Origin of the sequence: Pantoea sp. S61 (assembly GCF_016625145.1) — a bacterium.
In the GTDB taxonomy this organism is placed as follows: domain Bacteria; phylum Pseudomonadota; class Gammaproteobacteria; order Enterobacterales; family Enterobacteriaceae; genus Pantoea; species Pantoea rwandensis_B.
Window position 1 is genome coordinate 976,303 of the sequence record NZ_JACVUO010000001.1, and the last position, 13,169, is coordinate 989,471.

Annotated in this window: 13 protein-coding genes; 4 read left to right on the forward strand and 9 right to left on the reverse strand. The window is 54.4% G+C overall.

From position 1 onward, the window contains the following. Nucleotides 1-24 precede the first annotated feature (24 nt). Nucleotides 25-309, reverse strand: a complete 285-nt coding sequence (locus tag IAE30_RS04805; RefSeq protein ID WP_200677788.1) for a hypothetical protein — start codon at nt 307-309, stop codon at nt 25-27. Nucleotides 310-504: 195 nt separating this feature from the next. Continuing rightward, on the reverse strand, nt 505-1,404 hold the full coding sequence (locus IAE30_RS04810) for a LysR family transcriptional regulator (RefSeq protein WP_200677786.1): 900 nt from the start codon (nt 1,402-1,404) through the stop codon (nt 505-507). Nucleotides 1,405-1,501: 97 nt separating this feature from the next. On the opposite strand from IAE30_RS04810, the gene IAE30_RS04815 reads away from it, so the two are divergent. After that, a complete protein-coding gene (locus IAE30_RS04815; RefSeq protein WP_200677784.1) occupies nt 1,502-2,833 on the forward strand; it encodes an aspartate aminotransferase family protein in 1,332 nt (443 codons plus the stop codon). 99 nt (nt 2,834-2,932) lie between these two features. Beyond that, on the forward strand, nt 2,933-3,835 hold the full coding sequence (locus IAE30_RS04820; RefSeq protein WP_200677782.1) for an alpha/beta hydrolase: 903 nt from the start codon (nt 2,933-2,935) through the stop codon (nt 3,833-3,835). Here the strand turns inward: IAE30_RS04820 and IAE30_RS04825 are convergent. The 3 genes from IAE30_RS04825 to IAE30_RS04835 are packed head-to-tail and all read right to left on the reverse strand — an operon-like array spanning nt 3,824 to nt 7,275. Beyond that, nucleotides 3,824-4,531 (reverse strand): cysteine hydrolase family protein, encoded by a 708-nt coding sequence (locus IAE30_RS04825; protein ID WP_200677780.1) that lies wholly within the window; start codon nt 4,529-4,531, stop codon nt 3,824-3,826. The two genes, IAE30_RS04820 and IAE30_RS04825, sit on opposite strands and share 12 nt — an antisense overlap. Further along, nucleotides 4,524-5,834: a cytosine permease gene (locus tag IAE30_RS04830; RefSeq protein ID WP_200677778.1), complete on the reverse strand. Its 1,311-nt coding sequence runs from the start codon at nt 5,832-5,834 to the stop codon at nt 4,524-4,526. The genes IAE30_RS04825 and IAE30_RS04830 overlap by 8 nt, the downstream gene beginning before the upstream one ends. Further along, the gene (locus IAE30_RS04835; protein WP_200677769.1) at nt 5,827-7,275 is read right to left on the reverse strand and encodes an amidase; all 1,449 of its coding nucleotides are present in this window, start codon (nt 7,273-7,275) and stop codon (nt 5,827-5,829) included. Before IAE30_RS04835 ends, IAE30_RS04830 begins: the two co-directional genes overlap by 8 nt. 438 nt (nt 7,276-7,713) lie before the next feature. On the opposite strand from IAE30_RS04835, the gene IAE30_RS04840 reads away from it, so the two are divergent. Beyond that, entirely contained in the window at nt 7,714-8,550 is an 837-nt protein-coding gene (locus IAE30_RS04840) for an undecaprenyl-diphosphate phosphatase (RefSeq protein ID WP_200538453.1), read from the forward strand. A 104-nt stretch (nt 8,551-8,654) separates the two neighbouring features. Further along, nucleotides 8,655-8,819 (forward strand): hypothetical protein, encoded by a 165-nt coding sequence (locus IAE30_RS04845; RefSeq protein WP_200538452.1) that lies wholly within the window; start codon nt 8,655-8,657, stop codon nt 8,817-8,819. Here IAE30_RS04845 and IAE30_RS04850 read toward each other — a convergent pair. Genes IAE30_RS04850 through hisD form a run of 4 tightly spaced genes read right to left on the reverse strand, consistent with a single transcriptional unit; the run spans nt 8,812 to nt 13,153 of the window. After that, nucleotides 8,812-9,564, reverse strand: a complete 753-nt coding sequence (locus IAE30_RS04850) for an SDR family NAD(P)-dependent oxidoreductase (RefSeq protein WP_234472645.1) — start codon at nt 9,562-9,564, stop codon at nt 8,812-8,814. The two genes, IAE30_RS04845 and IAE30_RS04850, sit on opposite strands and share 8 nt — an antisense overlap. A 5-nt stretch (nt 9,565-9,569) precedes the next feature. Beyond that, nucleotides 9,570-10,535 carry a zinc-binding dehydrogenase gene (locus IAE30_RS04855; RefSeq protein ID WP_200677765.1) on the reverse strand — a complete coding sequence of 322 codons (966 nt, stop codon included), beginning with the start codon at nt 10,533-10,535 and terminating at the stop codon, nt 9,570-9,572. A gap of 1 nt (nt 10,536) precedes the next feature. Continuing rightward, nucleotides 10,537-11,832 carry a hypothetical protein gene (locus IAE30_RS04860; protein ID WP_200677754.1) on the reverse strand — a complete coding sequence of 432 codons (1,296 nt, stop codon included), beginning with the start codon at nt 11,830-11,832 and terminating at the stop codon, nt 10,537-10,539. Further along, nucleotides 11,825-13,153, reverse strand: coding sequence for a histidinol dehydrogenase (gene hisD / locus IAE30_RS04865; protein WP_200677744.1), 1,329 nt, complete (start codon nt 13,151-13,153; stop codon nt 11,825-11,827). Before hisD ends, IAE30_RS04860 begins: the two co-directional genes overlap by 8 nt. Nucleotides 13,154-13,169: the final 16 nt, after the last annotated feature.

Consider the following 13,169-nt stretch of genomic DNA (forward strand, 5'->3'; position numbering starts at 1 on the left):
TCGCGTCACCCTGCTCTTTTCTCGCTAGTTTTGCAGATAGGCCATGATCAGCCGCTGTAATTCGACCTTGATGTCATCTGCGCCCAGTTGATCACGTCTGGCGGCATCATGCACCACCCCCTCAACCGCAGAAGCCAAAACAATAGCGACCACCGATACGCGATCTGAATCCGTATTCATTGTTTTGACGACGAACTGTCGATAAAACTCCGCGTACTGCTGCTCAAACTCTTCGTGAGCGCTGCGTTCAGAGAGCGGCACTTCATCCAGCAGCACACGATGTAAGCTGGGATTGATTAAGTGCGCCAAAAATATCAGGCTAGAGGGGCGTTGCTCCAATTATGTCGGTATCAAGTCCAGCATTTGGCTGCTAGTTCATCCAGACGATCCCTTTTCATTCCTGTTTAACCGATGACGCTAGAGAGCCAGAATTTAGCGTATGAATGTAAATATAAAAGTATGTTGTAACTAGTAACGTGCTCGTTTTACGCCTTGTGGTAAAACTCATTCCCACTCAATCGCCTGCATAAATCGTTCAAGAATGGCATTCTGGCTGCGCCCTTTGCGCGTCACCACAGCGATCTTACTGGTGAAGTGGAAACGTTCCGGTGCGATGGCGCGCATGATCTTTTTCTCCACCCACTGTGCAGCATAGTGGTCGGGCAGAAAACCGATAAAGCGCCCGGTAAGAATCAAAAAGGCTATGCCTTCGCGGTCGGTTGCTGTGGCATTGCAATTGAGTTTCTGATGCATGGCAATGGCTTCTGCCGTCATGCGAAAAGCAGGCGCAATCGCATCGCACCCTTTTAGTTGCGCATCGTCAGGTTCGTGGGAAAACAACGCATGGGTGTCGCTACAGTAAAGCTGCGATCGCTCATCATACAACGGCATGTAATCCAGGCCGGAAATCGGCGAAGTCACCGGCAGTGCACCGACGTGCAATCGGCCATCCATCAACCCTCTTTCAATTTCTGCAGCCGTCATCATGCTGATATTCAGTCTAATGTCGGGACCTATCTCATGCAGTTTTTCCAGCGCATGGGTGATTTTCATGCGCGGCTGAGTCACCAGATTGTTAATAATCCCGATATTCAAATCCCCGCGCAGCTGCTTGTGCATCTGGTTGACTTGTAAGCGAAACTGCTCGATAGCCGCCATCATGCTGTCGCTATGACGCAGGATCTCACGCCCTTCTTCGGTCAAGGCAAAACCCGCGCGCCCGCGCTGACACAATCTCATGCCAAGCCGCTTTTCCAGGTCGCCCATGTGCAAGCTAATGGCCGATCGCGTCATGCCCAACAAACTTTCTGCTGCAGAGAAGCTGCCGCTCTCATTCACGGTTTTGAACAGGCGCAATAATTTGAGATCAAAGTCGGTAACCTGCGCGAGCGATTTGCTTTTCATTAGGTGAGTAAATCAATAACTGAAGATGAATTAATAGGGATTTAACTTAACTAACCGTTAAATGCAAACTCTTCATACACCTGTCTGGAGAAACATCATGTCTGATGCTGTCAACACTACCGATCTCAATCTGCAAGCGCACTGGATGCCGTTTACTGCCAACCGTAATTTCCAGCGCGATCCTCGTATCATTGTCGGCGCACAGGGCCGCTGGCTGACTGATGATAAAGGACGGCAGATTTTTGATAGCCTTTCCGGTTTATGGACCTGTGGCGCGGGCCACTGCCGCAGTGAAATCCAGCAGGCGGTGGCGAAACAACTGGGCACACTCGATTATTCACCCGGCTTCCAGTACGGTCATCCGCTGTCATTTCAGCTGGCAGACCAGATTGCCCAACATATGCCGGGAGACCTGAACCATGTGTTCTTTACCGGATCGGGGTCGGAATCAGCAGACACGGCGGTGAAGATGGCACGCGCCTACTGGCGCATCAAAGGCCAGCCGGCGAAAACCAAATTTATCGGACGCGCGCGAGGTTACCACGGCGTGAATATCGCCGGAACCAGCCTGGGCGGCATTGGTGGCAACCGCAAGATGTTCGGTCAGTTCATGGATGTTGACCATATTCCGCACACGCTGCAAACCGATCTGCCCTTCACTGCTGGTCAGACCGAAACCGGCGGCGTGGCATTGGCCAATGAGATGTTGAAACTGATTGAGCTGCATGATGCGTCCAACATCGCCGCCTTGATTGTTGAACCTCTTTCTGGCTCTGCGGGCGCCATTATTCCGCCGCTAGGCTATCTGCAACGCCTGCGCGAAATCTGCACGCAGCACGATATCTTGCTGATTTTTGACGAGGTGATCACGGGTTTTGGCCGTATGGGCCGCTGGAGCGGTGCTGAATACTTTGGCGTCACGCCTGATATCCTCAATTTCGCCAAACAAATCACTAATGGTGCGGTTCCGCTGGGTGGTGTGGTCGCCAGCAGCGAAATTTACAGCACCTTTATGGCGCAAAAGTTGCCAGAACACGCGGTGGAATTCGCCCACGGCTACACCTATTCTGCCCATCCGGTGGCTTGCGCAGCGGGCCTGGCGACGCTGGCGTTACTGGAAAATGACGCGCTAATTACGCAATCCGCCGAGCTGGCACCACACTTTGCTCACGCCCTACATGCGCTGCGTGATTGCCCAAACGTCATCGATATCCGCAACTGCGGTCTGGTGGGTGCCATCCAGCTTGCGCCACGCGACGGCGATGCCACACTTCGGCCGTTTGAAGCGGGTATGGCGCTGTGGAAAGCCGGTTTTTATGTGCGCTTCGGTGCCGATACGCTGCAGTTTGGCCCGATGTTCAATACACAGCCTGCCGAGTTAGATCGTTTGTTTGACGCTGTGGGTGAGACGTTGCAGCAGATCGCATAAGGAAAATGAGGTGATTAGTCATACTTAACAACATCTTCTTCATACTCTCTGCCGATTCTTCTGATTCAATACCTTTTTTGTATTCAGTCTGGATCGGCCATGCTTCGTCGCCACTTTCTTACCGGTTTACTGCTCTCCCCGTTTGCTGCGCACAGCGGCTTTAGCCTGGCCGCTTCTGCGCCAAAACCCGCGCAGGTCTTGCCCTTGTGGCCAAAACAACCGCCGGGTGGCGGTGGACCTTTAGGGGCGATGACGTTTAGTGCCAAAGGCGCACAGCGCAATATTGCCATGCCGACGCTCACCGTCTTCAAGCCGGTTCAGCCAAAGGGACGCGCCGTACTGATTGCGGCTGGCGGCGGCTATACGCGTATCGAAATGGGCAAAGAAGCCTGGCCCGCTGCAGCGTGGCTGGCGGATCAAGGCTACACAGCGTATGTGCTGAGTCATCGCCTGCCGCAGGAAGGCTGGAAAGATGGCGCGTTAGTGTCACTTCAGGATGCACAGCGCGCACTGCGTATCGTGCGTCACCGTGAGAATAATGTCAGCGTATTAGGCTTTTCGGCTGGCGGTCACCTGCTGGGAATGGCGGCGAACCGCGCGGGTTTTCACGCTTATCAGGCCAGTGATGCATTGGACAATCTCCCTGCAACGGCCGATCGTGCCGCGCTGATCTATCCCATCATTACGCTTGAGCCACCTTATGCACACACCTCCACGCATAAAGTGTTGGTCGGGAAAGATGCATCACTCAGCGCGGATACCGCCTGGTCGGTGCAATCCTACGTTAATCCGCAATCACCGCCGTTTTTCCTGGTTCAGGCCGAAGACGATCCTGTTTCCGATCCGCACAATACTTTGATCATGGCTGCCGCGTGTAAGCAACAGCACGTGCCGGTTGAGATGCATCGCTATCCCAGCGGGGGTCATGGTTTTGGATTGGGTAAGCCCGGCACACAAACGACTGAGTGGCCGGGACATTATCTGCAATGGTTAAACGCTTAACGCGACGGAAGATTGTGCCAGGCCCGTCAGCAAGGTCTCCGAACTGGCCACCGCGCCAAAAATGCCGCCCTGCATATGAATCATACTTAGTGCCGCTTCGTGATGTTTAAGCTCAGTCGCGGCGCAGCAATCGGACAGCACCAGGCATTCGAAGCCACGATCATTGGCTTCGCGCAGCGTGGTATGCACACAAACATCAGTAGTGATGCCCGAGATAAGCAGATTGCGTATGCCCCGACTACGTAGGATCAATTCAAGGTCGGTGGCATAAAAAGAGCCTTTGCCGGGCTTATCAATGATGGTTTCACCCGCCAGTGGCGCCAGCTCCGGGATAATTTCCCAACCCGGCTCACCGCGCACCAGAATACGGCCACAGGGACCGGGGGCACCGATTTCCGCCTGCATCCGCTTTGAACGCCAGCGTTTATTGGCCGGCAAATCACTCAAGTCGGGACGATGGCCTTCACGCGTATGGATGATCGGGAAGCCCAACTCCCGCATGCGTGCCAGTACGCGCTGCAAAGGCGCTATCGGAGCGCGGGTCAGTGCGATGTCATACCCCATGCTATCGACATAACCGCCCTTGCCACAGAAATCGGTCTGCATATCGATGACGATCAGTGCGGTATCCGCAGGCGTACACCGCCCATCAAAAGGCCAAGGATAAGGTGTTGAATCAATAGTGAACTCAGGCATTTTTCTGCTCCATCAGGCTGGCGGTGTTTTCGCGCTTCAGTTTGACTATCAGGGTGTAACTGGCTGCTGCCGTCACCAGACCAATCACCGCTTCACCAAACTTCGGGAAGGCAATGTGGGCAAGCACCGCACACAAGCTACCAATCGCCCAGGCCGCGAAAGCGCTGCCGCGCAGGCGACGCGTTTTGCGCTGCTCACTGATTTTGGCCATGAAGATTAAATCGACGATCATTACCGCGCCGAAGGGTGGCACCACAATGCCCAGCAAACTCAGCCATTCGAGGAAGTAGGACCACACGCCCGCCAGCGCCAACGCTCCGCCGATGGCGCCGAGGATCAACGTCCAGACTCGCATCTTGCTGCTGAACAGATGGCTAAAGCCAACGGCACCGTTGTACAAACAATGGGTGCAAACAGAGCCGAGATTAATGAAAACAAACAAGAAAGCGATGATGGAGAGTAACGTGCCGTGGTTCATCAGCATTGGCAGGAAATTACCGCCATTATTGACCGGATCAACCGCCGCGCCCACCGCCACAATCACTACACCGAACAGATAAGAGATCACATTAGCCATAGGAAAAGCGGAAAACGCCGCGATAACCGCTGATTTGCCGTCCTTCGACCAGCGGGTGAAATCCGCGGTCATGGTGCCCGAATCGGCGAATCCCGCCACCACCATCGTCACCGCCGTTCCCATACTCATGGCGCCGACTGCGCCAGTACTGCCTTTGAACTGAGTAATGGTGCTGAAATCGTGATCCTGCCCAATCAACCACAGTGCGACCAAACCGAGCACCACAAACAGCGGTGCGGCAATCATTCCCAGAATAGACAACGCACGTACGCCGAGGAAGGTGACGCCGGTATACAGCATCATGGCGATAGCGGTCACCGCGAGTGCGTTCCAGCCAAAGGTTTGGTTAATGACTGTACCGGTTAATCCCGTTTGAAACGCATACCAGCCAATCACGACGGTCGAGAGAAAACCGGACACGAGGATATAGCCTTTGGTGCCGAAGGTACGCTTTGCCTGCAGGGCGAAATTCATCCCGGTGTTACCTGCAAACCAGCTCAGTGCGCCAACATAAGCGAACAGCACCAGATTGCCGAGCAGGATGGCAATCAGTGCGGGCCAGAAACCCAAATGCCAGGTAATAATGCCACCAAACAACGCGTTGGTGAGGATCATCGGGAAACCGAACCAGACAGCTGATACCGATCGCGTCGAGTGACGGTGACTTAAAGGAACCGGCTCGTGTTCAAATTCCTGCTCCAGCGCAGGGGAGGATTTGTTACTCATGGGCAACTCCGATTAAGTCAGGATAAAGGTGATTCCACGGTTGGATGCGCTCGAAAGCGGCACTTGCCGCCAGCACCAGGCCATCGTCCAGATGACGACCCACGATTTGCAGACCAATCGGCAAGCCACTGGCGGTGAAGCCCGCAGGGATTGAGGCCGCCGGTTGGCCTGTGAAATTGAAGGGATAACAGAACGACAACCAGTGATCGCTGCGCACCATGCGCCCATCGATGATTTCTGGTCCCTGCATGTTGAGCGGGAACGGCGGTACTGCCAGCGTTGGCGTCAATAGCAAGTCGTAACGCTGCATAAATCGCCACAGCTGATTGCAGATCTTCTTACGTGCGGTATTGGCGTCGGTAAAGTGTTCAGCGCGCCACTCGCGTTGCAACATGGCGCTCAGATGAGGCGACATGCGTGAACCCAAATCGTTTTGCATCTTTCGCATGCCGGTAAGATCGCTTTCAAAGGCCACCAGCGCAGCAAAAGTGGCACCCTCATCGGCAATGCCGGGATCCACCTCTTCTAGTTCCGCCCCCAGTTCACTCGCAAAATGGCGCGCCGCCTTAGTGACAACGTCACGAACTTCCTTATCGACGGCGATATAGCCAAAATCGGCACTGAAGGCAATGCGCAGTCCGTTTAAGGGTTTATTCAGGGTGAGCATCCAGTCAACGTCACTACAGGGAATGGAGTGACGATCGCGCATATCCGGCCCTGCCATCACTGACATCATGAGTGCGCTGTCACGCACAGTGCGCGTCATCGGTCCAATATGCTCCAGTGATTCCCAACTCGAGACGCCGGGAAAGCGTTCATCCCGGCAACCGGGCCATAACGGCACCCGCCCCATCGAGGCCTTGAATCCATAAACGCCGCAGTGCGCCGCTGGAATACGCACCGATCCGCCGCCGTCACTGCCCAATGCAATCGGGCAAAGGCGAGCGGCGAGCGCCGCGCCGGATCCGGCACTGGAACCGCCGGGCGTTTTGCTCAAATCCCAGGGATTGCGCGGTGAAGGAAACAGCGGATTGTGCCCAACGCCGCTATAACCAAACTCGGGCGCAGTGGTTTTCCCCAGCAGCACCGCATCAGCAGCCAATAGGCGCTCGACGGTGATATCGTCATCTTCAGGAATGAAATCAGCATAGGCTGCTGAACCGGAGGTTGTTTTCACACCCGCCGTGCAAATGAGATCCTTAACCGCCAATGGGACACCCGCAAAAGCACCCAGTGCTTCACCGCGTGCACGCTTCGCATCCACCGCTGATGCCTGCTGTAACGCCAACTCGGGTGACGCCGTACAAAAAGCCTGAATCAATGGCTCGCGTTTTTCCATGCGATCCAACGCGGCTTGCGTCAATTCACGGGCAGACACCTCGCCATTGCGGATCAGCGCTGCCAGGGCAGTAGCATCCTCATCCAGTAAAGCCTCAAACATGATTCATCTCCCGATTTGGTCACTTAACGGGATTAATGCAGTTTGCGTGCCAGAAGATGCCAACAATTGGCGATGAGAAGATAACGCCTGATGGGATACGGACTTGGATACAAGATCGAATACTTATGTTTCGTTGTCATGCATTCGGTTTGACAGGAAGCACAAAAATAGCGCAGCGATGCGCCATTTTGGTAAGCACCGATGCTGGCTATTTTCAGCGTCGTTTAACGTGCCCGGCTGGGTAAAACATCATCGAAAAATGCAGCGCCACGTCATACAGTTGTCACCTGCGTATTATTCGATTTTTAATTCAGTAAACATTTCATAAACGACATCACGAATAGGATAATACTTATCACGACTAAAATGAGAAATGTGTCAGGGTGTGCGAGGTTAAGTCACGACTCAATTTCCACTATTTTATCTGAGGGCGAACGGGTGAATTATTTCGATGTATCCATTCTGGCCGTAATTCAGGGGCTGGCAGAATTACTGCCGGTTTCCAGCTCTGCACACGTCATTATGACGGAGAAACTCCTGGGACTGGACCCTGCGGCCCCCGATATGACACTGCTGCTGGTAATGCTGCATACCGGCACGATGTTCGCGGTGATTGTTTACTTCTGGAATAACTGGCGGGAGACCTATTTCAGTTCAGGCCGTGCATTTAAGAAGAATGTATTTTTAATTATTCTCGCCACCGCAGTGACCGGCGTAGTGGGTTTGGCGCTAATGAAGCTGATTAAATATTTCTTCGCCGCGAATGCCGATACTTTTGAAATTGAATCGTTGTTCAGTAACAGCAAAATAATCGCCAGTGGTCTCGCTGCCGCAGGCTTATTAATTATCCTCTCTTCACGCCTGAAAGAAAAAGATCGCGGCGAACTTTCACCTTTAAGCGCCGCAGGTATTGGTTTCGTTCAGGGGTTGTGTCTGCCCTTTCGTGGTTTTTCTCGTTCTGGCGCCACCATTTCTACCGGTCTTTCCCTGGGCGTGGCCCGGCAACGTGCGGAAGAATTTAGCTTTGCGTTAGCCGTGGTGCTGACACCGGCGGTGATCGTCAAAGAGGGTCTGCGTGCTTTCAGTTCAGGTTCTGCTGGCACGGCCGCCGTGAGCAGTGGCGTGCTTTTGCCCAGCCTGGTGGGCATGCTACTCAGTTTTGTCGCCGGACTTCTGGCGCTACGCTGGCTTTCCCGCTGGCTGGAGCATGATCGCTGGCATCTGTTTGGCGGTTATTGTCTGTGCGCTGCGGCACTGATTGGTTGGTTAGGCTGACTCGCGGATTGAGCTTCTGTGAACTTTAGCAGTGAAATCATTGGCATGCTGCCTGCAAGTTATCTATACAGGCACACAATCTCGAATGACAGACAGAGATAAAGATGAAGCTCAATCCAGAACAACTGCGCGCAAAAGCCAAACGCATATTGCTCAGTTTTGCTTTCGACTGTATTGATGGTGGCGCAGAGGGGAAATTGACCGCACACTGGCCTGGTGACTGCAATACCCTTTCCGACCTGCAGCCAGAGGTGTTGCAGGCTAAATAGACGCCAGATATCCCCCATCGATATACAGAATCTGCCCGGTAATATATCGGGCAGATTCTGAGCTGAGAAAAACCACACTGCCGGCCAGATCGTCGAGTTCGCCAAAACGACCCAGTGGGATTTTTTTCTGCATTGCATCGCGCCATGCGTCATCCTGATAAAAAACCTGCGTCATTTCCGTTGCGAAATAGCCGGGACCGATGCCATTCACGCGAATGTTATGCGCAGCCCATTCTGCGCTCAACGTGCGCGTCATCCCCGCCAGGCCTGACTTTGAACTGGCATACGCTGCGGCGCCGGGTACGCCCACACAGGTGGTCAGCGAGCACACATTAATGATCGCGCCGCCGGATGCAGCGGAAACCATGTTTTTCGCCACTGCCTGACCACAAAAAAATGCGCCCTTGAGATTAGTCCCGACAATGGTATCCCACAACGCTTCATCCACTTCGAGCGAGGGCCGAATCTGTTCGGTGCCGGCATTGTTGATCAGAATGTCCACTCGCCCCGCAGCGGCAACCGCCTGTTGAATGCTCGCAGCCTGCGTGACATCCAGAATCAGGCCATGGGCCTCAACGCCAGCGTCGCGTAACTGCCCCACCGCCGCTTGTAGCGAAACGGCATCTCGCCCGGTGATCGTGACACGTGCACCGGCCTGAGCCAGTGCTTGTGCCAGCGCATAACCAATGCCACGCGTCCCGCCAGTGACCAATGCGTTTTTACCTTGTAAGGAAAATGACGTCATGACACTCATATTTTTATCACCGTTTTCAGGAAGGTTGATTTACCCGCGATCAGTGTCTGATAGGTTTCAGGCACGTCATCCAGCTGCACCGACGGTGCGATGAGCCGGGCCAGGTCATCCGCCAGCAAGGCCATGACCTCCAATGCCGCCTGCTGTTCATGCTGGAAGACGCTGCAACCCACCAGCGTGATCTCCCGTTCCACTAACGCATTGAGGTCGATGCCGTCTGTGTGATGGAAAATCCCGACCATCGCAATACGGCCGCCGGAGTTGATCCCCGCGATCAGCTGTGAGAGTGCGGCCGGAAATCCCGATGCTTCAACACCAAAGGCATATTTTCCCGTTGTGACCAGCGGCACCACAGAAGCCATCAATTGATAGCGCTGGGCATTCGGTTCGATGAGCTGCACCTGACATTTTTTTAAGCGGTGCAGCAATAAGGCGGTCAAACCTCCGATCGTTCCGCCGCCTGTGACACACACAGCATCACCCTCAGCGACATTGAGTTGATTCACCACCCGCAATGCCACGCCTAACGGCTCACTCAACACCGCTATCTCATCGGGAATCGTGTTGGGTACCGCCAGTAAACTGCTTAACGGCAACGCCACTTGTTCAGCGAAACCGCCGTCAAACACTTCCCCGACAAAGCCCAATGACTCACAAAGATTCATCGCTCCCGACGAGCAAAATGCGCAATTGCCGCAGTACACGCGTGAGTCTGCTACCACACGCATCCCCAGCTGGAAGTGCTCGCTCTCTCCGTTGATTTCGCTAATAACGCCGAACAGTTCATGCCCCGGTGTCACAGGAAGATGAGCAATCCACTTTCCGGTTTTGAAATTATGTAAATCAGAGCCGCAAATTCCCGCTGAATGCACGTTAATTCTGGCCCATCCAACGGGCAAATCAGACAGGGGAAGTTCTTCAACACTGACCTGACCAATACTGTTGAGGCGCACCGCTTTCATATCAGTTCTCCGTGATCAGGCTGTCGATCCAGTGGGTGAATTCATCCTCTCCGCCGCACGCCAGCATTACCGCTACCGAGAAACCAATCGCTGAGCTGGTCGGGTTGTGTTGACTGGATGAGCCGGCACGTAGATTCATGACCAGCGTTGGGCAGCAAAACAGCGCCAGCCGCAGGATCTGTTGCCAGTTGCCGGGTAACCAGCCTTTCTTCTGCAGGTCTGCAAGCAAAGGCTTCCAGTACAGATCCCCTTTACTCGTCAGAAAGGCGCGACGTAATGGGCTGAGTTGCCAGTCATGATCAACAATCAGCCTGTCGCCTTCGCACCGCACGTTAACCTGATAGCGGGCAGCGGCATCGTCAGGTTCATACAACCAGCATGGATGTGCATAAATGTTATGGAAAGTGGCTTTGATTTCAGCCAGCAAGGCGGGAATATTGCTACCGGCAAAAGCAGGGTCGAAACTCACTAATTTAGGCTCGGCGTGCTGCGTTTCGTACCACACGTTGGCATTGTGTGCATCACCATGCGCCACCACCACACCGTGTGACGCCAGCGCAGCAGGGTTCAGCACTTGTCCCGCGGCCAGAAACAGTTGATGGAGTGTCTGTGGATAGAATACGCCGTTGACCTGCCAGTGCATCTGACTCAGGGTCTCCCAATCGAGCTGCACCTCGCCCAGCGTAAAGCGTTGCCCAACATAGAACTGCGCCACTCGCCCGCCTAATCCATCCCGATCACCCTCGGAAACCAGTCGATTCCAGAACAATTGATGAATAGATTCGGCGGCCACTTCAGCCGCCGTTGCCATGCGTAACGTGGGCAAGGTGTGAGCGAGAATATCGCTATCGGCGCGACGCTGAGCCTCAATGATCGCTGTTGATTGCGCCCCGTCCACGCTGGATTCCACCTCACGGCACGCATCCGCCAGACGCTGATCGTTGCGTAAGCAATACAGCAGAATCTGGCGCCCTGGCTCACCGCAGGTGTAGACCGGGACATCGACAGCGAAACCGTGCTCCCGCAGCAGTTCAGCGCGATAATACTCATCAATGGTGTGCTCTTCCCCTTCCTCGTGATGGAATTTGAAAAACAGCGTGCGCCCATCCGCGAGCACCACGCGACCATTTAACGAGTTCAGGCTGTATTGATCGCGGTTGATCTGCAGGCTGAGGGCTTCGATCCCCGTGACATCCGCGATCAGCTGCTGAAGTTTCTCGCTGGCCCGTTCCCACTGGTTTTCTTTGGTTAAACGACGCGCTTCCGCCGCAAGTGGAGGACGCAGGCGATCACTCATCGCGATCACCTTTCAGCAAGGTCTGTCGGACGTCTGACACCGCTAAAGCATGGCCAGGGAACCCTTCATATTCCGCAAAACGTTTCGCTTTTGGCGCCAATTCCTGATAGCCCCGGCTAGTGATATACGCGATAGACATCCGTTTCATGTAGTCAAACACCGAGAGCGGCCCTGCGGTTTTTGCCGCCCCATTGGTCGGCAACACCGCATTGGGGCCGAGCACGAAGTTACCCAGTACAATCGGCGAATGCTCTCCCAGCAGAATTTCACCGGCATTGCGGATTTTCATCATCACATCCATCGGTTCATGCGCCAGCACTTCGAGATGTTCCGGGGCGTACGCATTGACGAATTCAATCGCCGTGGCGAAGTCTTTGGTGAGTATCACGCCGCCGTGGTCGCCACAGAGTACGCGCTGGGAAAAATCGGCCCTTTTCTCACCAATTTGCTGCCAGTAGCCCGGCAGCGCGGCGATGGCCTCTTCCGCCACACGACGGCTGGACGTCACCAGATAGGCTGAGCTATCCGGCCCATGTTCGGATTCGATAATCAGATCGAGTGCCGCCAACGCCCCCTTCGCCGAGTCATCCGCTAAGATCAGGCTTTCGCTTGGGCCCGCTGGCACGCCGGGATCGATCAAATGCGCGAGCTGACGTTTGGCGGCCACCACCCAGGGACTGCCGGGACCCACAATCTTTAAACATTTCGGGATGGATTCCGTGCCGTACGCCACGGCAGCCACCCCTTGTGCTCCGCCACATTTGTAGACGTGCTCAATCCCCACCAACCGCGCAGCAACCAATGTTGCGTCATCAACCGTGCCATCCGGGCCTGGCGGCGTAATCACGATTGGCAGGGGCACACCGGCGACAATGGCGGGAATGGTTGTCATCAGCAATACGCTGGGAAATGAGCCCTTACCGCGTGGGACATAACATGCCACGGCATCAATCGGAACATGGCGGTCACCGGCAAAAGCGCCAGGACGCATCTCTTTCCACCACATTTCTTCAGGCTTCTGTGCTTCATGGAAAGCACGAATATTCTCCACCGCGAAACGGATCGAGTCGATCACCTGCGGATCAACGCGTTCGAATGCCGCATCGAACTCCTGTTGGTCAGCCTTAATGGCAAAGGTTTCTGGCTGCACGCCATCAAATTCACGGGCAAAACGAATTAACGCCTGATCCCCTTCAGTTCTGACCGCTTCAATAATCGGTTTCACCTTTTCGGCAAAACTCGACAGATCAGATTCGGTGCGTTTGAACAGCTGCTCAGGTAATACGTCAGACGTTGACAGATCATGAAATGAAACGGCCATAGTGAATCCTCAATAT

Coding starts and splice junctions, on each gene's coding strand:
- IAE30_RS04815 (WP_200677784.1), top strand. CDS start 1,502: ATGTCTGATGCTGTCAACACTACCGATCTCAATCTGCAAGCGCACTGG.
- IAE30_RS04825 (WP_200677780.1), bottom strand. CDS start 4,531: ATGCCTGAGTTCACTATTGATTCAACACCTTATCCTTGGCCTTTTGAT.
- IAE30_RS04830 (WP_200677778.1), bottom strand. CDS start 5,834: ATGAGTAACAAATCCTCCCCTGCGCTGGAGCAGGAATTTGAACACGAG.
- IAE30_RS04810 (WP_200677786.1), bottom strand. CDS start 1,404: ATGAAAAGCAAATCGCTCGCGCAGGTTACCGACTTTGATCTCAAATTA.
- IAE30_RS04820 (WP_200677782.1), top strand. CDS start 2,933: ATGCTTCGTCGCCACTTTCTTACCGGTTTACTGCTCTCCCCGTTTGCT.
- hisD (WP_200677744.1), bottom strand. CDS start 13,153: ATGGCCGTTTCATTTCATGATCTGTCAACGTCTGACGTATTACCTGAG.
- IAE30_RS04860 (WP_200677754.1), bottom strand. CDS start 11,832: ATGAGTGATCGCCTGCGTCCTCCACTTGCGGCGGAAGCGCGTCGTTTA.
- IAE30_RS04855 (WP_200677765.1), bottom strand. CDS start 10,535: ATGAAAGCGGTGCGCCTCAACAGTATTGGTCAGGTCAGTGTTGAAGAA.
- IAE30_RS04835 (WP_200677769.1), bottom strand. CDS start 7,275: ATGTTTGAGGCTTTACTGGATGAGGATGCTACTGCCCTGGCAGCGCTG.
- IAE30_RS04845 (WP_200538452.1), top strand. CDS start 8,655: ATGAAGCTCAATCCAGAACAACTGCGCGCAAAAGCCAAACGCATATTG.
- IAE30_RS04850 (WP_234472645.1), bottom strand. CDS start 9,564: ATGACGTCATTTTCCTTACAAGGTAAAAACGCATTGGTCACTGGCGGG.